Below are 20,616 nucleotides of genomic sequence, written 5' to 3'. Positions count from 1 at the left end.
CGCCGGGTGCTTCTCCGCGGCGGCCTTCGGTGGGACAGCGGTCCTGCCGGAGGCCGCCGCCGTGTGCTTTGCGAGGATGGGCACATGAGCAACGAGTTCGGCGTACCGGAACCGGAGAGCCTGACGGCGATGAACGAGGCGCCGATCGCGGAGAGCAGCGTGCGGCTCGCCCTGCCCGCCGAGGCGAACCGGATCGGCGAGATCCAGGTCGCCGCCTGGCGCCAGTCGTACCAGGGCCTGCTGCCGGACGACGTCCTCCTCGACCTCAACCCGGCCCAGTTCGCCGCCCAGTGGCGCGCCGCCCTCATCTCCCCCGGCGAAGCCCGCAACCGCGTCATGGTCGCCCTGGCCGGTCGCGACCTCGTCGGCTTCGCGGCCATCACCCCCTCCGACGACCCCGACGCCAACCCGAAGCACGACGCCCTGATCGCCGAACTCGCCATCGACCCGGCGGCGACGCGGTCAGGTCACGGATCGCGCTTGCTGCACGCGGTGGTCGACACGATCCGGGCGGACGGCTTCACCCGGCTGACGCTCTGGGTGAACTCGACGGACGACATCCTGCGCGCCTTCCTGACCGAAGCAGGCTGGGGCCCCGACGGCGCCCACCGCGAACTGGACCTCTACGGAGACGAGTCGATCCGCATCAAGCAGATCCGCATGCACACAGACCCCGGCACCACCGACTGACCCACCGCGGGTCGCCCGTTGCGCCTCGGGTTGTGGATGACGGGTTGTTGGACGAACAGCGCGCTACAACCCGCCAGACACCCACCAAGCCCGTCAACCACCCAACAACCCGCCAGCCGCCAGCCGCCAGCCGGACGCTCACCGAGCTGACGCTCACCGACGCCCCCGGGGACCTGAGTCACCCACTGGGTGGGGACCCAGGACACAAACCAGGGACCTGGGACACCAACTGGGACCGCAGCTGGGTGCCACACCCGCACACCTCGGACACCACCCGGGCACCTCGGACGGTTCGCACACCGGAAACCTCGGACACCAACTGGGGACCTGGCTCAGGAACCCGGGGGTGAGCACAGGGCAGAGCCTGTTCACGGTCCCGGTTGGGTGGTCACGCGAGGGCCGAGTGCGATCACGCTCCACCACGGAGTACGCCGAGGGGCCGGTCGGCAGCGGCCGCGTCGACCGGATCGGTACCTGCTACCCAACCGAGGCAAGTCCGGCATTCGTCGGGGCTGCTAGGTGTGATGGTCGCCGGGCGGCGCTGGTCTTGGTGGATGACGGGTTGTTCGACCGCTAGCGCGCTACAACACGCCAGGCACCCAACAACCCGCCAGCCACCAAGCACCAAGCCGACCCCCAAGCTCCCGCCGACAACGCCCGAGCCGGGACCTGAGTCACCCCCTGCGGGGACCCGGGACCAAACCAGAGACCTGGGACACCATCCGGGGATCGTGGCCGGGTCGCCCACCCGCACACCTTGGACACCATGTGGGGACTTCGCACACCAGCTGGGGACTTCGGACGGGTGGCTGACCGGCAACCTCGGACACCAACTGGGGACCGTGGGTTAGGAATCTGGGAGTGACGACAGGGCACAACCTGTTCACGGTCCCGGCTAGGTGTTCACGAGGAGGCGAGGGCAGCAAGGTCCCAGCTCGCCGGCCGCAACACATCCGCCATCCGCCGGGCGGTCCGGCGGGTGACGGATGCCGGGTTATTGGACGGGATAGCGCGCTACAACACATCAGTCGCCCAACAACCCGCCAGCCGCCAGCCGCCAGCGTTGGCCGAGCCTGGCGACGGTGCAGGTCGTCGAGAAGCGGCAGGTTCGGTTTATCCGTTCAGGTGGTGTTGGCGGCCGACCGCGTACGCCTGGGTCAGCCACGCCTTCACCTCTTCGTCTACTTCGGTCGGGGTGTAGAGGCGGAAGGCGTGGAGGATGTTGTGGCGGGAGTACGTCTCGATCCTCAGGAAGCGGGCGCTTTCGAATCGCTCGGCGAGCACTACGTGGCCGTCCAGCCAGTGCCTGCGCGGGACGAACGCGGCGAAGCTCATCCTTGTGTGGAAGGCGATGCGGGACTTCTCCGGCAGGATCTCGAACGGGCCAAGTAGCCGGACCACCTCGACCACGCGGTCGAAGGTCTCCCGGACCACTTCGTCCTTGCCGGCGAAGTGGGTGGGGAGTTTGCCGAGGGGTTGGCAGGTGTGGGACTGGTTGCGGTTGGCGAAGGTCCGGCCGCAGTTCGGGCAGATCCACAGCGCCCGCTCGTCCGGCATCGCGCTAGTCCCCCGGTCGGCCGAGGCGGTTGTACGCGTCGGCGGCAGTAGCTTGCTGGACCCGGCCCTGGGCGACGGCCCAGGTTCGGGAGGCTCGGTCGACCGCGATGACGGTCCAGCCTTCGCCGTCTTCGTCGCTGAGGTGGATGAGCACTGTCTTCGCGTCGTGCTCGACCCGCAGACGGTGGTCCGGGTTGCCGGACTCGCGCAGGATGCGTGGTGGATGCTCCCCCGGATCCGCCACGAACGACGACCATCTCGCCATCTCGCACCCCCAACCGCCGGCCAGGAACCGCCCTGCCCTAGGCCAAGCAGAACTCGTTGCCTTCAGGATCGCGCATGATCAGGTGAAACCCGTCCTCTTCCGCGAACCGCTGGGCCACGCTCGCCCCGAGCTCGACCAGTCGCGCGGACTCGGCCTCGATGCGCTCGCGCCGGTCGGCACCGTCGAGACCGGGTGCGACCTTGAGGTCGAGGTGGACGCGGTTCTTTCCGGCCTTCGCTTCCGGGACTCGGAGGAAGAAGATGTCGGGACGGCTCCGCTCCCGATCGACCAGGGTGCGGCCGGAGTTGCGGTCCTCTTCGGGGATGCTGTTCGCGTCCGCCCACTCCTCCCAGCTCGCGAATCCGTCCGGGACGCCGACGGGGAAGTCGTACCCACCGAGGGCCGCCATCCAGAAACGGGCCAGCCGATCCGGGTCGGCGCAGTCGAAGACGACGTGGAGGTCGAAGGCGGTCATCGGGCCGCACCGGCTCGGTAGAGGTCGCGGAGCAGGCAGATCTCGGCGCCGTGGTGCATGACCTCACGGTTGAGGTGCGTGATCAGGGCGAGCATCGGGTCGTCGGCGTACTGGCCGCCCTTGGGACCCAGTGGCTTCCACAGCGCTTGCTCGTCGAGACCGCGGATCGCGTCGTGCCAGCGCTCGTACCAGTGGTCGAGGAACGCGAGGCCGTCGGTGGCGGTGAGCGGCAGGTCGGTCGGGCGGTGGCGGGGATCGAACATGTCCGCGTCGGCGGGCACATTGCCGTCGCCGAAGAAGGTGCTCCAGCGGATCGCGAAGCAGCCGACGCCGATGTGGACGAGGCGCCAGGCGATCGTCGGCACCGGCGGCGGTGTGGGCTCGGGGTACTCGAGATCGAAGACGGCCTGGCCGGTGCCGTCCTCGTGCACGGTCCAGCTGGGTTGGGCCGGCGCCCACTGGTACTCGTCGTCGGTCAGACCGTCGAGCCGGGGTCGGAGGTGGTAGTCCCAGTAGAACTCCAACTGGCCGATCAACAGGTCGCCGCACTCCATGGGGTCCACCTCCGGACGAGTTCGTTCCCCAGAGGCTAGGCGTCCCCACCGACAGCCCGACACACCGACAGCCCTGGTACGCCGACACCCCCAGCGCCGACGTACCAGGAGAGCGGGAATCAGCGTTCGTCGACCAGGTCGTACCGCTCCACCGTCGCGTCCTTCACCAGCGCGAAGGCAGCCTTCGCCTCGGGCAGGTTCGGCGCGACAGCGGTGACCTGGTCGAGTGCCTCGCCGGACTCCCAGCGCCACACGTCCAGCCAGGTCTCGTCGTCGACGCGGGCCAGCTTGGTCTCGGTCAGGCTGTCGGTCGTGGCCCGGACCGCGGCGATCAGGGCGGCCCGCGCGGCCAGGATCTCGTCGACCTGTTGCGGGTCGGCGGCGACGAAACGGGTCAGGCGCAACACACTCATCGAAAACTCCTTGTAGTTGAACTCTAGTGACTAACTCTAGAGATAGACTACAACCATGAGTCCGGTCAAGAAGGTCGACGGCAGAGCCGAGAAGTCCCGTCTCACCCGCGCCCGCATCCTCGACGCGGCGGCCGAGCTGTTCGTCCGGGACGGGTACGGCGCGACCTCCTTGCAGGACATCGCCGGGGCGGCCGGGGTCGCGGTGCAGACGATCTACTACGGGTTCGGCAACAAGCAGACCGTGCTGAAGCAGGTGGTCGACCGGACCATCGCGGGCGACGACGAGCCGGTCGCCACGCTGGACCGGCCGTGGTTCCAGGAAGTGCTCGCGACCGGCACCGCGGCCGAGCACGTTCGCCGGCACGTCCAAGGGACGCAAGCCGTCCTGGAGCGGGTCGCGCCGATCACGAAGATGCTCGAAGCGGCCGGCGCGAGCGATGCGGGGATCGCGAACCTGTGGCCGCACGAGCAGGATCCGCGCCTCACCGTCCAGCGCGCCGCGGCCGAGAGCCTGCTCGGCAAACCAGGGGCGCGATCCGATCTGACGACGGAGCGGGCGGCCGACATCCTGTTCGGGTTGCTGAGCACGGAGTTCTACCTGCTGATGGTCGGCGATCGTGGCTGGGACCCGAAGGACTGGGCCGCGTGGGTGACCGACCTGCTCCTTCCCCAGCTCTGCACACCGCCGTTCAGCTGAATCCCCTTACCACCAGGGCGATCACGCGACGGGCCGGGGGTGGTGCTCGACGGGATCAAGAGGGCATGACAGATTGCGACGGTCCCGTCACGCTTGGCCATCCGTTGGAGGATGTATGAAGTTCCGTACCCTGGCCGTCCTCGGCCTCGGTATCAGCCTTCCCGCCCTGCTGATCGTTCCCGGATCCGGCGCCACCGCCTCGGTCGGTACCGCCGCCGGTCAGGGCCGCGAGAGACCGGCGTACGTGGCGAAGAAGTACCTGGAGCAGAAGCTCACCTGGAAGCCGTGTGGCGAAGCGGAACTGCGGACGTACTGCGCGAAGGTGAAGGCGCCCCGGGACTGGTGGAGCGCGGCCGCTCCCGAGGAGATCGAGCTCGCGGTCAGCAAGGTCGCGCCCAAGAAGGGCAAGCCGAGCCGGGTCGTGTTTGGCAATCCGGGCGGGCCAGGTGGCGCGGGGCTCGGGATGGCGCCGTACCTCGCCAGCCAGCCCGCGCTCGCCAAGAACCACCTCGCCGTCGGCTTCGACCCGCGTGGGACCGGCGACAGCACGAACGTCAGCTGCGACGGCGCACCCGGGTACTCGATGGACGCGCGCGACCGCGACCGGGACAACCTCGACCTCATCGCCGAGGCGTCCGGCCTGGTCCAGCCGTACTGCGAGACCCAGTCGCGCGGCCTGCTGCCGTACGTGAACACCGCGCAGACCGTGCAGGACATGGACCTGATCCGCCGGCTGCTCGGCTTCGACCAGGTGGACTACGTCGGGTACTCCGGCGGCACCTGGCTCGGCGCGTACTACCAGACCTACTTCCCCGAGCACGTCGGCCGGTTCGTGCTCGACTCCAACACCGACTTCACCCGGTCCTGGCTCAACACGTTCGAGGCGCAGCCGCAGGCGTTCGAGCGGCGGTTCCGCGAGGACTTCGCGCCCTGGGCGGCCAAGTACGACCAGCAGCTGAAGCTGGGCCGGACGCCGCGGCAGGTGATCCGGATGTACGAGAAGCTCCGCGCGGACCTCAAGGAACAGCCGGCCGTGGAGGAGTTCCTGGACGGGTCGATCAAGATCAGCTACGACCAGAACACCCTCGACAACCTCGTCGTCGGCGACCTGTACACCAAGCAGGACTTCACCTCGCTCGCGATCGACCTCGCGTTCTTCCGCGACCTCGCCGAGGCCCAGCGCGAAGGCGGTCCGCGTGCGGCTCAGCGCAAGGTGGACGCGCTGTCGCCCGCGCGGCAGCAGCAACTGGTCAGCCGGGCACAGCGCGGTACGGTCGGGCTGCCCGCGATCGGGGCCACCCGTCCGTTCGCGGACGACGCGGAGGACGCCACCTTCACCGCGGTCACCTGCAACGACTCGGTCTGGCCGCAGGGCCGTGAGTACGGCGACCTGATCTCGGCGCAGCAGGGACCGAAGTACCCGTTGCTCGGCTGGGGCATGAACGAGAACCCCTGCTTCTACTGGGCCCGCCCGCAGCTCACGACGCCGACACCGGACGGCAAGGGCCTGCCGCCGACCTTGATGGTGCAGTCCGTGAACGACCCGGCGACCAACGTCTCGCTGGCCCGGTCCGCGCACAGCCGGTACGCCGGATCGCGGCTGGTGACCGTCACGGACGAGGGCGACCACGGCATCTACGGCGGGGTGAACAAGTGCGCGGACAAGGTGGTGAACACGTTCCTCACCACCGGCAAGGCGCCGGCCGCGGACGTCACCTGCAAGGGTGAGGGCATCCCGGCACCGAGCGCGCCGGACCCCGGCGAGTACACCGGCTCCGCCCCGTTGCACCGGATCGCCGGCTTCACCAGGTCGGTGTCGGGCTACCTGCACTGATTCTCGGTCACCGAGCGCATCCGTCGGGTGAGTTCGGCCACCACCCTTCGGGAGCGCCCGATCACGGTCCGCGCCGCCTGATCCGAGTCAACGTTGTCAGGACATGTTTGTCAGGGCGATGTCAGGGTTCCGTCCCTGTGCGACGCTGCGTGACCAGGACAACCTTGAGTCAGCGCGGGAGAACCAACCGTCGACTTGGGAGGGCTCGACGGGAGGGGGACATCGCCGACGCGGCTTCGGCCGGCTGTGGAGGTGGGGGGACTGCCTGGGGGGTCAGACAGTGCACAGCCGGCCGTGAGCCGCCGCTTTCGTCCATTCCGCGGAGACCCTCGCGGGGTGCCGTCGATCCCCCAGGTCGTGGTGCTCCGCGAGGCAGGACCACTCCGCTACCGATCCGGTACCACGACGCGCGACGCGTCGCCCGTTCGGTGAGCGGTTCGAGCCCGGGACGTGCGCTCTGGTGGGCGCACACCCCGGGCTCGGCTTCTGTCCACGACCCGATCAGAAACGGGTCGAGCGATCGGGCGCGGCGGCCGGACCGGGGTAACCGTCAGCGACCGCCGACAGCGGCGTCGCCCGTCCCGCGGACCACGCCGCCTTGAACGCCCGGTGGTCCAGCGCCCGCTCGACCGCCTCCCGGGTCGCCCGCAGATCGGCCTGCTCGACCTCGGGCACCGGCGCGCCGATCACCTCGCGGATCCCGTCCGCGGCGCCGAGCAGGAACGCGGCGTACTCCGCCCGGTCCCGGTCCCGCGCGACGGTCGCCAGCTCCTCCAGCACACTCGCCGAACGCCACCGGTCGCCGAGATCGCGGTGCTCGGCCAGGCTCTCGTCGAGCAGGTGCACGGCGCGATCGGTCAGCCCGCGGCGGCGTTCGACGATGCCGAGCTGGTTGAGCGACCACGCCACCCCCTCGCGGTACCCGAGCCGCTGCGACAGCGCCAGGCTCTCCTGCAGCAGGTCCTCCGCCTCGGTCAGATCGCCCCGGTACTGCGCGATGGTGCCGAGGCTGATCAGCGACCAGGCCAGCCCTTCGCCGTCGCCGAGCACGCGGAAGCTGTCCCGCGCCTTGCGGCACCGCCGGGCGCCGATGTCCAGGTCACCGCGCAACCAGGCGACGAAGCCGAGGTGGTTGTGCGCCCACGCCATCCCGGACCGATCACCGAGGCTCTCGAACAGGTCGAAGCTCTGGCAGTGCAGGGCTTCCGCGGCCCCATAGTCACCGCGCTCCCGAGCGACTCCCCCGAGCCGCTGCATGACCAACGCGGCACCGGCCGTGTCACCGAGCTCCTGGTACTGCGTGAGCGCCGACTCCAGCCGCTTCGTGGCCCCGTCGTACTCGCACTGCAGGAACGCGAGCATCCCCGCACCGAGCCGCGCCTTCGCCTGGTACGGGCGCAGATCCGCGGCGTCGTCGGTGAGAGCGAGCGCGCGTTCGAGCCACTCGCTGCCCTCGGCGTAGTGACCGCGCAGGTAGCAGAACAGCCAGAGTGCGCCGGCCAAGCGGATCGCCTCGGCACTCGCCCGGGTCCGCAGCGCCCAGCTGATCGCGGCTCGCAGGTTGTCCAGCTCGCCGTCCAACCGGTCGAGCCAGTCCCCCTGGTTCGACCCGCGCAGATGGGCCTCCGCCTCCTCGGCGAGGGCGAGGTAGAAGGCCGCGTGGTGCTGGGCCGCGTCGTCGGCCCGGCCGCTCACCGCGAGCTGGTCGACGGCGAACTCCCGGATCACCGCGAGCATGTCGTACCGCGCGCTGCCGCGATCGCGGTGGACCCGGATCAGCGACTTGTCCGCCAGCCGTCCGGTCAGGTCCAGCGCCTCGGCGCGTTCGAGCGGACCCGCCTTCGTCTTGCCGGCGAACACGGCAGCGGCCGCGTCCAGGCTCCAGCCGCCGACGAACACCGACAACAACGCGAACAGGCCCCGCTCCGTCCGGGTGAGCAGCTCGTGGCTCCACCCGATCGCACCGGCCAACGACTGCTGCCGTGGTCCCGCCGTACTCGCGCCGCCGCTGAGGATCGCGAACGAGCTCTCCAACTCGGCCGCGAGCTCCTCCACGGTGAGCACGTTGGTCCGGGCGGCGGCCAGCTCGATCGCGAGCGGCATCCCCTCCAACCGGCGAACCACCTTCGCCACGTATTCGATCTGGTCTCCCGGTCGATGGCCACGGGCGGTCGCGCGATCCATGAACAAGCGGACCGCCGGGGACGCGTCGAGCTGTTCGTCCGTCTCGGGCACGGCCAGCGGCGGGACGACGTACACGCACTCGCCGGGGATCCGCAAAAGTTCGCGGCTGGATGCGAGGACGGTCAGGTTCGGGCAGTACTCCAGCAGTGCGGCGCAGACGGCGGCCGTGTCGGCGACGACGTGCTCGCAGTTGTCCAGTACGAGCAGGAGGTGGCGGCGGGCGATCTGCTCGGCGATCTCCTCGACCAGGCGTGCGCCGTCCACCGGATGCAGGCCGAGGCCCGCGGCGATCGCGGGTGCGACCGCGGTCGACTCTGAGATGGTGGCCAACGGCACCCAACACACGCCGTCCTCGAAGCCGGCGGCGACCGCACCGGCGACGGCGAGGACGAGCTGGGTCTTGCCGACGCCACCGGGACCGCTCAACGTCAACAGCCGGGTCTGCCGCTCCCCCACCAACCGGCCCGCCTCGGCGACCTCCGCGGCGCGGCCGACGAGCTCGACGGTGGCCACGGGGACCGGGCGCACCGGTGACCGCTGGGCCTCGCCGTCACTGTGCGCGGCCGAACCGAGCGCGGCCCGATCGGAGGCGCCCAGCTTCAACGCGTCGGCGAGCAGCCGCAAGGTATGCGGCCTCGGCGCCCGACGACGACCCCGCTCCAGCGCCGCGATCGCGTCGACGCTCAGTCCGGCGAGTTCCGCCAGCCGCTCCTGCGACAACCCGGCGTCGCGCCGGTGCCGGCGGAGCAGATCCCCGAAACCCGTCCCCTGAACGTCGTCCGTGCCACGGCGAGACCCGTCTGATGGCAAAGGACGGCTCCACCCAGTCTCCGACCTCACGTGGCGGTCGCCACGTCCCTTGAAGGTATCCCGTCCGGAACCGGGTTGTCAGGCACTGTCCGGAGTTCGCGGACAACTCACCGGCCGGTCCCAGCAAGCGCCCTCGGCAAGCAAACGCGTGCTTGAGGATCAGCGACGATCGTGGTGCCCGATCGCCGTCCGCATCGCCGCCCGCGCCCGCTTCCGGTCCCCCGCCGCGTCGTACGCCGTGGACAGCCGGAACCACGCCCGCCAGTCGTCCGGCGCCGCCTCCGCCTCGGCCTGGTACTTCGCGAACGCCGCGTCGGCCGCGGACCGCTCGATCCGGCCCGACGGACGGCGTGGCAGATCGTCGACGGGGAGCAGGCCCTGCGCGTCGAGCTCGCGGGCCAGGTCCTCGGTCCGGCGGCCGAACTGGAGCTCCCGCCAGACCAGGTACGCGCCGACGACCGGGATCACCAGCACCGCGAGGCCGAGCACGATCGCGACCGGATCGCCGGTCCCGATCAGCAGCACACCTCGCCAGCCGAGCAGCACGGCGTACGCGACGAAGACCACCGCGAGGACGATCGCCGCGCGCTTGGCGGTCATCCGACGTCGAGGAAGTTCTCGAGGCCGACGGTCAGGCCCGGGGTGTCGACGATCCGCCGGACCCCGAGCAGGACGCCGGCCATGAACGACTCCCGGTGCATCGAGTCGTGCCGGATCGTGAGGGTCTCGCCGGTGTCGCCGAACAGCACCTCCTGGTGCGCGACCAGACCGCGCAACCGGATTCCGTGCACCCGGACCCCGTCGACGTCGGCGCCGCGGGCCCCGTCGAGCCCGGTGGTGGTGGCGTCCGGACTCGACCCGAGCCCGGCCTCCCGGCGCGCGGCCGCGACCAGCTCCGCCGTCCGCCGCGCCGTCCCGGACGGGGCGTCGACCTTGTCCGGGTGGTGCAGCTCGACGATCTCGACCGACTCGTAGTACTTGGCGGCCTGCGCGGCGAACTGCATCATCAGCACGGCGCCGATCGAGAAGTTCGGCGCGATCAGGACACCGGTGCCGGGGCTCTGCTCCAGCTGGGACCGCAGCGTCGCGAGCCGCTCGTCGTCGAACCCGGTGGTCCCGACGACGGCGTTGATCCCGTGCCCGATGCACCAGCCGAGGTTGTCCATCACGACCTCGGGCCGGGTGAAGTCGACCACCACCTGGGCCCCGGCCGCGGTCAACGCGTCCAGGTCGTCGCCCAGATCGAGCCGGGCCACCAGCTCGACCCCGTCCGCCGCCTCCACCGCCAGACAAGTCTGGGCTCCCATCTTGCCCTGAGCACCCAGCACCCCGACCTTGATCATCCGCACCCTTCCTCGCACACACCGAACCCGCCCAAATATCTCACCCCACCACCCGCACCCCTTCCGCGCCCGCCGACTTTGAGCACGTACCGGTCACCTCGGCGCGCGGAATTCGGCCGGTGCGTACCCAAAGTCGGGCTCGGCGGCTGGTGCGTGCACGAAGTGGGGTGGGGGCGCGGGGTCAGGCGAGGGACTTGAGGTAGCAGAGGGCGGTGGGCTGGCGGGCGTACTTGCCGTACGGCTGGGTGGGTCGGTACCCGGCCGACTGGTACAAGGTCATCGCTTCGGGCTGGCGGCTGCCGGTGGCGAGGCGGAGGGTGATGGCGCCGCGGTGCCGGGCCAGGGCCTCGGCGGAGGTGATCAGCCGGCGGGCGATGCCCTGGCCGCGGTGGTCGGGGCGGACGTACAACCTCTTGATCTCGCCCACCCCGTCCACCACCGGCATCAGCCCGACGCAGCCGACCGCGTCGCCGCCGGCCACGGCCACCAGGAAGGTGGTGGCCGGGTCGACCGGGTGCGACCGGCTGGCCGGGTACCGGGTGAACAGCTCCTGCAACGCCAGGTCGAGCAGCAGGACGAGGCCCAGGTCGTCGCGTGGGCGCGGCTCGATCAGGACACGGGTGAGCACGCGGTCAGGATGGCACGGCCGTGGTGTACGCGGCTTGTGCATTTTCGGCGAAGTGGCACGCGACCTCCTGACCGGACGGGATCACCCGCAACTCCGGCACGTCGACCGAGCACTTCGCCTCGGCCCGCAGGCACCGGGTGTGGAAGCGGCACCCCGACGGCGGCGACACCGGCGAGGGCGGGTCGCCGGCCAGCACGATCCGCTGCCGGCCCTGCCGCGCCATCCCCGGTTCCGCGGACAGCAGCGCCTGCGTGTACGGGTGCGCCGGCACGTCGTACACCTCGTGGTGCACGCCCAGTTCGGCGACGCGGCCCAGGTACATCACCGCGACCCGGTCCGAGACGTGCCGGACCACCGAGAGGTCGTGCGCGACGAAGATGATGCTCAGCCCGAGTTCACGCTGCAGCCGCATCAGCAGGTTCACCACCTGCGCCTGCACCGACAGGTCGAGCGCGGACACCGGTTCGTCGCAGAGCAGGATGTCCGGGTTCAGTGCGATCGCCCGCGCGATCCCGATCCGCTGCCGCTGGCCCCCGGAGAACTGGTGCGGGAACTTCGTCTCGTCCTCGGCCCGCAACCCGACCAGCTCGAGCAGTTCGCGGACCCGGGTCCGGATGTCCATCCCCTGGGAGACGTCCGGGTGCACCTCCAGCGGCTCCGCGACGATCTCGCCGACGCGCATCCGCGGGTTCAGGCTGGAGTACGGGTCCTGGAACACCACCTGGACGTTGCGGCGCCACTTCCGCAGGTCCTTGGCGCCCAGCTTGGCCACGTCCACACCGCCGTACCGCAGCTCCCCCGAGGTCGGCTTCTCCAGGGCGGCGAGCAGCCGGACGAGGGTGGACTTGCCGCAGCCGGACTCGCCGACGATGCCGAGCGACTCGCCCTTGCGGAGCACCAGGTCGACGCCGTCCACGGCCCGGACCAGGGTCTTGGTCCCGAACGAGAACGCCGGGCTGATGTCGTAGTGCTTCACCAAATTCGTTGCTACCAGCAACTCTTCGGCCATCAGACCGCCTCCTTCGCCGAGATCGTGGTCCGCCGGATGCAGGCGGCGTCGCGGCCGGGCGCGACCGTGAGCAACGGCGGGACCTCGGCCGCGCACTCGTCGATGGCCTGCGGGCACCGGGTCCGGAACGCGCAGCCGGACGGGATCGCCCGCAACGACGGCGGCGTGCCTGGGATCGTCGGCAACTCCTGGCCCTTCAGGTCCGCCGACGGCATCGAGCCGAGCAGACCCTCGGTGTACGGGTGGACCGGATTCTCCAAGGCGTCCGCCGTCGACGCCCGCTCGACCACGTGACCGGCGTACATCACCACCACGTTGTCGGCGACGTCCGCGACCACGCCGAGGTCGTGCGTGATCAGCACGACGCCCATGTCCCGCTCGGCCTGCAGCTCCGCGATCAGCTCGAGGATCTGCGCCTGGACGGTCACGTCGAGCGCCGTCGTCGGTTCGTCGGCGATCAGTACGTCGGGGTCGAGCGCGAGCGCCATCGCCAGCATCACCCGCTGCCGCATGCCGCCGGAGAACTCGTGCGGGTAGTCGCGGACCCGTTTGGCCGCGGCCGGGATCCGGACCCGGTCGAGCATCTCCGCGGCCTTCTTCATCGCGTCGGCCTTGGACGTCCCGCGGTGCACCCGGTAGCACTCGGCGATCTGCTTGCCGACCGACTGGACCGGGTTCAGCGCGGACAGCGAGTCCTGGAACACCATCGTGATCCGGTCCCCGACGATCTTGCGCCGCTCCTTGACCGACATCGCGATCAGGTCGTCGCCGCGGTACTCGGCGGTGCCGGACACGATCCGCCCGGGCGGCATCTCCAGGATCCCGGTGAGCGCCTGGGTGGAGACGCTCTTGCCGGACCCGGACTCACCCAGGATCGCCAGCGTCTCCCCGGCCCGGACCTGCCAGGACACCCCGTCCACCGCCCGGACCGGACCACGCGGGGTGTCGAACTCGACGCTCAGGTCACTGACCTTCAGCAGTACTTCGCCGCTCGTCATCTCATCAACTTCGGGTCCAGGGCGTCGCGGATCGCGTCGCCGATGATCATGAACGAGATCGTCATCGTGGAGATGAACAACGCCGGCCAGATGAACAGGTGCGGCGTGTCCCGGTACGACGCCGCGACGCCGAACTGCGAACCCCACGAGATCGACGGGGGCTGCAGGCCGACCCCGAGGAACGTCAGCGCCGCCTCCAGCCCGACCATGCCGCCGATGCCGAGCGTGGTCATCGCCAGCAACGGCGCCATCGCGTTCGGGAACACGTGTTTGCGCAGGATCCGGACCGGTGGCACCCCGATCGACCGGGCCGCCAGCACGTACTCGCGGTTGCGGACCGAGAACACCGTGGACCGCATCAGCCGCATCCCGCCCGGCCAGCCGATCACCAGGATCACCCCGACGATCACCCAGATACTGCGGTTCGGCACCGAGTTCAGGATGACGATCAGCAACACGATGCCGGGGACCGCGAACAGCACGTCCGCGGTCCGCGAGATCAGCCCGTCGACGAAGCCCGGGAAGTACCCCGCGAGCAGGCCGAGGGTGCCGGCCAGCAGGAAGATCCCGAAGCTCGCGATGATGCTGACCAGGACCGACGGCCGCGCGCCGTAGATCACGTTGGCGAAGTAGTCGCAGCCCTGGATGTCGAAGCCGAACGGGTGCCCGGCCGACCGGCCCTGCCGGCTCTTGGTCAGCTCGCAGAACCGCGGATCCACCGAGGTGAACAGCTTCGGGAACGCCGCCATCGTGAAGAACACGAGCAGCAGCAGCGAGCAGAGGACGAACTGGGGTTTGCGCAGCAGCGCCCGCAGGAGTTCGGTGTTGGACAGTGTCCGGCCGTCGCCGAGTTCCTGCGCCTCGGCGCCGACCACCGCCTGGACCTCAGACATTGCGCACCCGCGGATCGAGGATGCCGTACAGGATGTCGACGGCGAGGTTGATCAGGATGAAGGAGCCGAACGCCAGGGTCGACAGCAGCACCACGACACCACCTTCCTTCAGCTTGATCGCCTGGAACATGAACTGACCGAGACCGGGCAGGTTGAAGATCGACTCGGTGATGATCGCGCCGCCGAACATGCCGGCCAGGTCGATCCCGATGAAGGTGACCACCGGGAGCAGCGCGTTCGGCAGGATGTGCCGCCACAGCACCCGCTGCTCCCCCAGTCCCTTCGCCCGGGCCGTCTTGACGAAGTCGGCGTTCACCGTCTCCACGATCGACGTCCGCATCAACCGGGCCAGCCCGGCGAACCCGAGCAGCCCGATCACCAGCGCCGGCAGCAGGTACGAGCGCGGGAAGCCCTCCAGCACGCCCGACACCGGGAACCATTTCAGCTCGACACCGAACACGTACTGGGCGGCGAAGTACGCCACCAGCCCGGGCACGGCGAGCAGCACCAGCGTTGCCAGCAGCAACGACTTGTCGATCATCCCGTTCCGCTTGAAGCCGGCGTAGATCCCGAAGAACAGGCCGAGGGTCCACTGGAACGCGTTCGCCAGCAGGGTCAGCTTGAGCGTCACCGGGATCCGCAGCCGGAGCTGGTCGGCGATGTCGGCACCGGCGAACGTGGTGCCGAAGTTGCCGGTGACGATGTCCTTCATCGACAGCAGGTACTGCACGATGAACGGCTGGTCCAGGTGGAACTGGGCCCGCTTGGCGGCCAGCACGGCGGCCGGGATCGGCTTGTCCCCGGCCAGTTCCCGCAGGGGGTCTCCGGGCATCGCGAACACGAGCGCGAAGACCCCCAGCGTGACGATCACGCCGATCGGGATCGCCGTCAGGACACGGCGGGCGACGAACCGGGTCACTTGAACGTCGCGTAGAGCGCCGACACCCCGACGTACTTCGAGACCCGGGGCTCGATCTTGGCGGAGTGCAGGTAGGCGTTCTGCTTGGCGTACAGCGGGATCAGCGGCAGGTCGGCCAGCGCGATGTCCTCGGCCTGCTGGTACAGCGCGATCGCCTTCTCCTGGTCCGGCTCGGCGTCGCCCTGGGCCAGCACCTTGTCGAGCGCGGGGTTGTTGTACCCGGAGAAGTTCGCGTCACCGCTGGACTTGAACATCGGGGTCAGGTAGTCCTCGATCGACGGGTAGTCGTGACCCCAGCCGCTGAACCGCAGCCCGTCCAGCTTGCGGGTGTCGGCCAGCTCGGTGATCTCCGAGCCCTGCTTGCCGGTGTACTTCACCTCCAGGCCGAGGTTCTGCCGGATCATGTTGCCGATCGCCTCGGCGAAGATCTGGCCGGTGGCCGAGCTGGTGTTGTAGTTGATGTTCACCGGACCGGAGAAGCCGCCGGCCTCCTGCAGCAGCTGCTTGGCCTTGCCCGCGTCGAACGAGCAGACCTTGCAGGCGTCGGCGCGGTAGCCGTTGATGTCCGGCGCGATCAGGCCGGTGGCCGGGGTGGCCAGGCCGACCAGGTCGGCGAACGCCTTGCGGTCGATCGCCTGCGAGAACGCGGCCCGCAGCTTGGGGTTCTTGAACCGGGCGTCCCAGGCCGGGAAGACCAGGTAGTTGGCGCCCGAGCTCTCGCTGGTGACCCACTGGTCCGGCGCGTCGGTCTTGAAGGTCTTGATCTTGGTCGACGGCACGTCCACGAAGTCGACGGTGCCGGCCAGGAACTCGTTGTACGCGGTGTCGGCGTTCGGGATGAACCGGTACGTGATCGCGTCGGCCGCGGGTGCGTTCGGGCCCTTGTACCCGTCCCACTTGGCCAGCTTGATGTCGTCGCCGGCGTTCCACTCACCCTCGAGCTTGTACGGGCCGTTGCCGATCGGCTTGCGCTTGTACGCGTCGGGGTCCTTGCGGACCTCCTCCGGCAGCGGGGCCAGGCCGAGGTACTGCAGGGTCAGGCCGAACTGGGAGAACGGCACCTTGAGCTTGACCGTGAAGGTCAGGTCGTCGACCTGCTTCAGGCCGCTCAGCGCCTTCACCGAGGTCGGCTTCGGGGTGGCCCCGTCCGGCGTCGGCGGGTTCAGCGCCTCGTAGCCCTCGACCTTGGAGAAGAAGCCGTTGTTCTTCCAGCCGTTCGAGCCCTGCGCGGTCAGGTTCCAGCTGTCCACGTAGTCCTTCGCGGTCAGCGGCTGGCCGTTCTGGAAGGTGTTGCCGGACTTCAGCTTGATCGTCCAGGTCTGGCTGGTCTTGTCCGGCGTGACGGACTCGGCCAGCACGTTGACGGTCTTGCCGGTGTTCGGGTCGGTGGTGACCAGCGGGGCGAACATCGCCATCGCGACCTGGATACCCGGGCTGCCGTTCTCGTTCAGCGGGTTGATGTACTCCAGCGGGTCGGCGGCGATCGCGATCGTCTCGCTCTTCGCCCCACCGCTGCCGCTGCTTGCGCTGCTGCCGCCGTCGCCACAGGCACTCAGGGCCAGGGCGAGACCGAGAGTCACCCCCACTACTCCACTCAGACGTCGCACGGTCGTACCAACTTTCTCGGCGGGGGGCCGCTAGGCGGGGAAACCAGTCGTCATGTTGGCTGGTCGAAACTGCGCATGTCAACGTTGTCTTGAACAAACGTCATGCACGTAACACACGCGTTACTTTCAGCACTCACCACGAGACCTCAGAGCACCCGCGGAACTCGGGGCGCAACATCCGAAGATAATCCCCGAAATCGGAGAAGTCATCAGATGTCACGTGAGATCTTTCCCAAAGATCACGCACACAATCGATCACCACCGAAGGACTTTCGGTAGCGCCCCACCCCGGCCGTCCTTCGTTGTCGTGACGCAGTCGACCTGCCTTGTCACCGCGAGCGAGCAGCGCCGCGTTCCACTTCGAGCTCCTGGTCGGTGAAGATCGCGGCGAACCGGCTGCCCTGGTCCGCCAGCAGGCTCGCGTACGTGCCCTGCTCGACCACGGCGCCGTCGTCGATCACGTAGATCCGGTCCATCTCGCGCAGCGTCCAGGCCCGGTGCGAGACGACGATCGTGATCCGGTCCGCGCCGGATCCGCGGAGTCCGGCGAAGATCTCCCGCTCGGCCTCGGCGTCGACGGCCGAGGTGGGTTCGTCGAGGATCCACACCGCCGCGTCCCGCAGGTAGATGCGAGCCAGGGCGAGCCGCTGCCACTGGCCGCCGGAGATGCCGGTACCGCCCCACTGCTGGCCGAGTTGGTCGTCGAGCCGCAGTCGCCGGGTGAACACCTCCGCCTCGGCCGAGCTCAGTGCCCGGTACACCTCGTCGTCGGTGACCGGACCCGGGCGGCCCAACGCGACCACGTCCCGCAGGCTGAACTCGAACCGGCCGAACTCCTGCACCAGCAACCCGACGTACCCGAGCCGCTCCGTCTCGGTCAGCTCGTCCGCGTCGGTCCCGCCGATCAGTACCCGGCCCTCGTCAGCGGTGAGCAGGCCGACCAGGACGTTGATGAGCGTGGTCTTCCCGGCCCCGTTCACGCCGACCAAGGCGATCAGCTCGCCGCGGTTCGCGTGGATCGACACGTCCTTCAACGCGGGCTCGGCGGCGCCCGGGTACGTGTAGCTGACGTGCTCCAGGCGCACGGACGCAGCTTCCCGCGTGACGGACTGCGGTTCGGCCGGGCGAGCCGTCGCGAGGAAGTCCCGGTAGATCGTGGCCTGTGGGGTCGCGGTGATGATGACCCCGACCGCGTACCCACACAGCCGGATCGCGTTCAGGCCCGAGATCGCACCGGCGACGGCCGCCGCCGCATCCGCACCGGTCGCTCCCCCGGTCACCAGGGCGACCAGGGCGGCACCGAAGATCACCGCGGTTCCCAGCGCCGCGACCAGCTCCATCCGCATCGCCGTGCCGATCATGCGGTCCAAGACGCGCATCGCCTCACCCCGCCGAGCCGCGACGGTGGCCGCCACCTTCGGCCCGGACCCGAGCACCGCCAGCTCGGTCGCCGGCCGCTGCTGGACGAGTTGTTCGGTGGCGTACTCCGCCGCGCGCTCGAAGGTCGCGACCGCCGGCCACTCGCGCGCCTCCATCCGGGCGATCACGGTGAACGCGAGCACGGTCGGCAGCAGCGCCGCCACGATCAACAGGCCCGCGACCGGATCGATCCGCCAGACCACGGCACACAGGACGGTCGAGGTGATCCCAGCGCCGACGACCTGGAGGACCTTGCCGGCCACGTGGTCGATCGCACCCGTTGCCGTCTGGCTGGCCGTCAGAGCCGCGCCGACGTCCGGCCGGGCGATCCGGCTCGGTGCCAGCCGCGCGATCGCGAAGGCCAGATCGGACCGGTACCGCAACCGCAGGCGGAGCGCCATCCGATGGGTCGACGCCAGGTACACCTGGCCCATCGGGTACATCAGCCCCACGACGGCCGTGAGTCCCAGCAGCGGGCCCCACAGCGGCGCCTGGTCCGAGGACGTGAGCGCGTTGATCAGCTGCTGCAACAGCACCACCTGCGCACCGGGGAGGAACGCCTGCGCGATCGTCAGCACCGAGCACAGCACCAACCAGGAGGTGGCGTACCGCGCGGCGTCGCGAACGGAGTCGGTGGCGGTCCGGACGGTCAGCCGGAGGGATTCACGGGTGGACAGGTCATCGGTGCGCACGGGGGCTGCTCCTCGAGCATCGCGGGCCAGGTCCCATGCCGGATCGGGCGGCCTGCGAGGCCACCGGGCACGGGATACAGGACCGCCAAGTGCGATGCGATTCCGTCCAGCGGGAATCCAGAGGCAGATGACGTGTCGGCGTATCGCCGAATCAGGAAACTAACACACTCCGGGCCGGATCAGGCCGGCGAGATGTTCTGGTTCAGGTGGAAGAGATTGGCCGGATCGTAGTGCCGCTTCAGCGCCTTGAGCCGATCGAAGGCCGCGGCGCCGTACGCGGACCGGATCCGATCCTCCCCCTCGTCGGACAGGAAGTTGACGTACACCCCGGACTGGTGCGGGGCGAGCCGCTGCCAGGACTGCCGGGCCCAGTCCCGCTGCTCCGGGAAACCCTCGGCTCCGACCGTCGAACCGACGAAGTTGAAGGTGTGCCCGCTCGACCGGCCGCCGAACGCCGTCGCCTCCGGAGCGACCCGGGCGACGGCGCCACCGAGCTGGAAGATCGGGTACGAGCTCCACGGCGCATTGATCGCCCTTCCACGCTCGACGGCGATGTCGATCACCTCGTCGGACAACTCGTCGACGTCGCAGGAGCGCATGTGGTACCAGCGGCCGTGCGGGTAGCTCGCGTCGAACATCGACTGCAGCGCGAGGTACGGTCTCGGCGCGCAGAGGTCCAGCAGCGGCGGCGCGAACGCCTTCAGCGGAGCCAGCACCCGCTCGCCGTCCTCGATCGGACCGGCGTAGCACGCGAGGACCATCACCACCGGGCGGCCGTGATGCTCCGCCGGGATCGTCGGCAGCGGCGGCAGCCACCGTTGGATCACGGCGGTGGTGAGCTCGTCCGGTACCGCGGTGATCCAGTCGCGGTAGAAGTGCAGGAGATCGACCGCCGACTCCATCGGCCAGATCACGGGGCCGGCCGGCAGGATCGGTCCGACCGGGTGCAGCCGGAACTCGAACTCGGTGACGATGCCGAAGTTGCCCCCACCGCCGCGGACGCCCCAGAACAGCTCGGTGTTGGCCTCTTCGTCGGCGGTCACCAGTTCGCCCTCGGCGGTGACCAGGTCGACGGAGAGCAGGTTGTCGACACTGAGCCCGTACTTGCGCATCAGCCAGCCGATCCCACCGCCCAGGGTGAGCCCTGCGACGCCGGTATGGGTGACGATGCCGGACGGCGTGGCGAGGCCGAACGCCTGGGTCTCGCGGTCGAGCTCCCCGAGCAGGACCCCGGCCTGTGCCCGGACCGTCCGGCGGACCGGGTCGACCCGTACGCCCTTGAGCAGCCCGAGGTCGACGAGCAGCCCGCCGTCGCAGGTCGAGTGGCCGGGGAAGCTGTGGCCCCCACCGCGTACCGCCACCGTCAGGCCGGTCCGCCGGGCGAAGGCGAGGGCCGCGCGGATGTCGGCCACCCCGGTACACCGGGCGATCAGCGCCGGTCGCCGGTCGATCGCGCCGTTCCACACTTTGCGCCGCGCGTCGAAGGCCGGATCGGCCGGGCGGATCAGCTCACCGTGAAAGTCCGAGACCAATGCGTCGAGCGCGGCTGGATCGAGATGTACGTCCGCAGCGGTGGTACTCATGGCTGGGCCCTCCCTTCTCGCCAGTCTGCGCTTGCCGCGCAGACGT

The 20,616-nt window shown here is 69.7% G+C and carries 19 protein-coding genes; 3 read left to right on the top strand and 16 right to left on the bottom strand.

Going from position 1 to position 20,616, the window contains the following annotated elements; translation table 11 throughout:
- Positions 1-84: 84 nt before the first annotated feature.
- Complete coding sequence (locus FB561_RS23460) at positions 85-690, top strand: GNAT family N-acetyltransferase (protein WP_145810268.1); 606 nt, start codon at positions 85-87, stop codon at positions 688-690.
- A gap of 1,113 nt (positions 691-1,803) precedes the next feature.
- Here the strand turns inward: FB561_RS23460 and FB561_RS23455 are convergent.
- The 5 genes from FB561_RS23455 to FB561_RS23435 form a co-directional block, all read right to left on the bottom strand.
- Complete coding sequence (locus FB561_RS23455; RefSeq protein WP_145810266.1) at positions 1,804-2,247, bottom strand: DUF5655 domain-containing protein; 444 nt, start codon at positions 2,245-2,247, stop codon at positions 1,804-1,806.
- A 4-nt stretch (positions 2,248-2,251) separates the two neighbouring features.
- Positions 2,252-2,512 (bottom strand): hypothetical protein, encoded by a 261-nt coding sequence (locus FB561_RS23450; RefSeq protein ID WP_145810265.1) that lies wholly within the window; start codon positions 2,510-2,512, stop codon positions 2,252-2,254.
- 37 nt (positions 2,513-2,549) lie between these two features.
- Positions 2,550-2,987, bottom strand: coding sequence for a VOC family protein (locus FB561_RS23445; protein ID WP_145810263.1), 438 nt, complete (start codon positions 2,985-2,987; stop codon positions 2,550-2,552).
- Positions 2,984-3,541, bottom strand: coding sequence for a DinB family protein (locus FB561_RS23440; RefSeq protein ID WP_145810261.1), 558 nt, complete (start codon positions 3,539-3,541; stop codon positions 2,984-2,986). The genes FB561_RS23445 and FB561_RS23440 overlap by 4 nt, the downstream gene beginning before the upstream one ends.
- A 119-nt stretch (positions 3,542-3,660) precedes the next feature.
- The gene (locus FB561_RS23435) at positions 3,661-3,954 is read right to left on the bottom strand and encodes a hypothetical protein (protein ID WP_145810259.1); all 294 of its coding nucleotides are present in this window, start codon (positions 3,952-3,954) and stop codon (positions 3,661-3,663) included.
- A gap of 55 nt (positions 3,955-4,009) precedes the next feature.
- Here FB561_RS23435 and FB561_RS23430 point away from each other — a divergent pair, with 55 nt between their 5' ends.
- Positions 4,010-4,651: a TetR/AcrR family transcriptional regulator gene (locus tag FB561_RS23430; RefSeq protein ID WP_145810257.1), complete on the top strand. Its 642-nt coding sequence runs from the start codon at positions 4,010-4,012 to the stop codon at positions 4,649-4,651.
- Between the two features lie 115 nt (positions 4,652-4,766).
- Positions 4,767-6,485 (top strand): alpha/beta hydrolase, encoded by a 1,719-nt coding sequence (locus tag FB561_RS23425; protein ID WP_145810255.1) that lies wholly within the window; start codon positions 4,767-4,769, stop codon positions 6,483-6,485.
- Between the two features lie 501 nt (positions 6,486-6,986).
- Here FB561_RS23425 and FB561_RS23420 read toward each other — a convergent pair.
- The 11 genes from FB561_RS23420 to FB561_RS23370 all read right to left on the bottom strand — a co-directional run bounded on the left by FB561_RS23420 (position 6,987) and on the right by FB561_RS23370 (position 20,570).
- Positions 6,987-9,479, bottom strand: coding sequence for an ATP-binding protein (locus tag FB561_RS23420; protein ID WP_145810253.1), 2,493 nt, complete (start codon positions 9,477-9,479; stop codon positions 6,987-6,989).
- Positions 9,480-9,638: 159 nt separating this feature from the next.
- Positions 9,639-10,079 (bottom strand): hypothetical protein, encoded by a 441-nt coding sequence (locus FB561_RS23415; protein ID WP_145810251.1) that lies wholly within the window; start codon positions 10,077-10,079, stop codon positions 9,639-9,641.
- Positions 10,076-10,822 carry a 4-hydroxy-tetrahydrodipicolinate reductase gene (gene dapB, locus FB561_RS23410; protein WP_202880720.1) on the bottom strand — a complete coding sequence of 249 codons (747 nt, stop codon included), beginning with the start codon at positions 10,820-10,822 and terminating at the stop codon, positions 10,076-10,078. Before dapB ends, FB561_RS23415 begins: the two co-directional genes overlap by 4 nt.
- A gap of 181 nt (positions 10,823-11,003) precedes the next feature.
- Entirely contained in the window at positions 11,004-11,450 is a 447-nt protein-coding gene (locus FB561_RS23405; RefSeq protein WP_170284745.1) for a GNAT family N-acetyltransferase, read from the bottom strand.
- 4 nt (positions 11,451-11,454) lie between these two features.
- Complete coding sequence (locus FB561_RS23400; RefSeq protein ID WP_145810243.1) at positions 11,455-12,459, bottom strand: ABC transporter ATP-binding protein; 1,005 nt, start codon at positions 12,457-12,459, stop codon at positions 11,455-11,457.
- Positions 12,459-13,457, bottom strand: a complete 999-nt coding sequence (locus FB561_RS23395) for an ABC transporter ATP-binding protein (RefSeq protein WP_145810241.1) — start codon at positions 13,455-13,457, stop codon at positions 12,459-12,461. Before FB561_RS23395 ends, FB561_RS23400 begins: the two co-directional genes overlap by 1 nt.
- Positions 13,454-14,350: an ABC transporter permease gene (locus FB561_RS23390; RefSeq protein ID WP_145810239.1), complete on the bottom strand. Its 897-nt coding sequence runs from the start codon at positions 14,348-14,350 to the stop codon at positions 13,454-13,456. The genes FB561_RS23395 and FB561_RS23390 overlap by 4 nt, the downstream gene beginning before the upstream one ends.
- A complete protein-coding gene (locus tag FB561_RS23385; protein WP_145810237.1) occupies positions 14,343-15,269 on the bottom strand; it encodes an ABC transporter permease in 927 nt (308 codons plus the stop codon). Before FB561_RS23385 ends, FB561_RS23390 begins: the two co-directional genes overlap by 8 nt.
- Positions 15,266-16,849, bottom strand: a complete 1,584-nt coding sequence (locus FB561_RS23380) for a peptide ABC transporter substrate-binding protein (protein WP_238335001.1) — start codon at positions 16,847-16,849, stop codon at positions 15,266-15,268. Before FB561_RS23380 ends, FB561_RS23385 begins: the two co-directional genes overlap by 4 nt.
- 356 nt (positions 16,850-17,205) lie before the next feature.
- Positions 17,206-18,987 carry an ABC transporter ATP-binding protein gene (locus FB561_RS23375; protein ID WP_145810232.1) on the bottom strand — a complete coding sequence of 594 codons (1,782 nt, stop codon included), beginning with the start codon at positions 18,985-18,987 and terminating at the stop codon, positions 17,206-17,208.
- A 179-nt stretch (positions 18,988-19,166) separates the two neighbouring features.
- Entirely contained in the window at positions 19,167-20,570 is a 1,404-nt protein-coding gene (locus FB561_RS23370; RefSeq protein WP_145810229.1) for an FAD-binding oxidoreductase, read from the bottom strand.
- Between the last annotated feature and the right edge of the window lie 46 nt (positions 20,571-20,616).

It is taken from the genome of Kribbella amoyensis, from assembly GCF_007828865.1.
GTDB lineage: Bacteria > Actinomycetota > Actinomycetes > Propionibacteriales > Kribbellaceae > Kribbella > Kribbella amoyensis.
This window is presented reverse-complemented; position numbering and strand designations above follow the sequence as displayed.

Excerpts from the sequence above, each read along its gene's own strand:
- FB561_RS23460 (WP_145810268.1), top strand. The coding sequence starts at position 85 with ATGAGCAACGAGTTCGGCGTACCGGAACCGGAGAGCCTGACGGCGATG.
- FB561_RS23455 (WP_145810266.1), bottom strand. The coding sequence starts at position 2,247 with ATGCCGGACGAGCGGGCGCTGTGGATCTGCCCGAACTGCGGCCGGACC.
- FB561_RS23450 (WP_145810265.1), bottom strand. The coding sequence starts at position 2,512 with ATGGCGAGATGGTCGTCGTTCGTGGCGGATCCGGGGGAGCATCCACCA.
- FB561_RS23445 (WP_145810263.1), bottom strand. The coding sequence starts at position 2,987 with ATGACCGCCTTCGACCTCCACGTCGTCTTCGACTGCGCCGACCCGGAT.
- FB561_RS23440 (WP_145810261.1), bottom strand. The coding sequence starts at position 3,541 with ATGGAGTGCGGCGACCTGTTGATCGGCCAGTTGGAGTTCTACTGGGAC.
- FB561_RS23435 (WP_145810259.1), bottom strand. The coding sequence starts at position 3,954 with ATGAGTGTGTTGCGCCTGACCCGTTTCGTCGCCGCCGACCCGCAACAG.
- FB561_RS23430 (WP_145810257.1), top strand. The coding sequence starts at position 4,010 with ATGAGTCCGGTCAAGAAGGTCGACGGCAGAGCCGAGAAGTCCCGTCTC.
- FB561_RS23425 (WP_145810255.1), top strand. The coding sequence starts at position 4,767 with ATGAAGTTCCGTACCCTGGCCGTCCTCGGCCTCGGTATCAGCCTTCCC.
- FB561_RS23415 (WP_145810251.1), bottom strand. The coding sequence starts at position 10,079 with ATGACCGCCAAGCGCGCGGCGATCGTCCTCGCGGTGGTCTTCGTCGCG.
- dapB (WP_202880720.1), bottom strand. The coding sequence starts at position 10,822 with ATGATCAAGGTCGGGGTGCTGGGTGCTCAGGGCAAGATGGGAGCCCAG.
- FB561_RS23400 (WP_145810243.1), bottom strand. The coding sequence starts at position 12,459 with ATGGCCGAAGAGTTGCTGGTAGCAACGAATTTGGTGAAGCACTACGAC.
- FB561_RS23395 (WP_145810241.1), bottom strand. The coding sequence starts at position 13,457 with ATGACGAGCGGCGAAGTACTGCTGAAGGTCAGTGACCTGAGCGTCGAG.
- FB561_RS23390 (WP_145810239.1), bottom strand. The coding sequence starts at position 14,350 with ATGTCTGAGGTCCAGGCGGTGGTCGGCGCCGAGGCGCAGGAACTCGGC.
- FB561_RS23370 (WP_145810229.1), bottom strand. The coding sequence starts at position 20,570 with ATGAGTACCACCGCTGCGGACGTACATCTCGATCCAGCCGCGCTCGAC.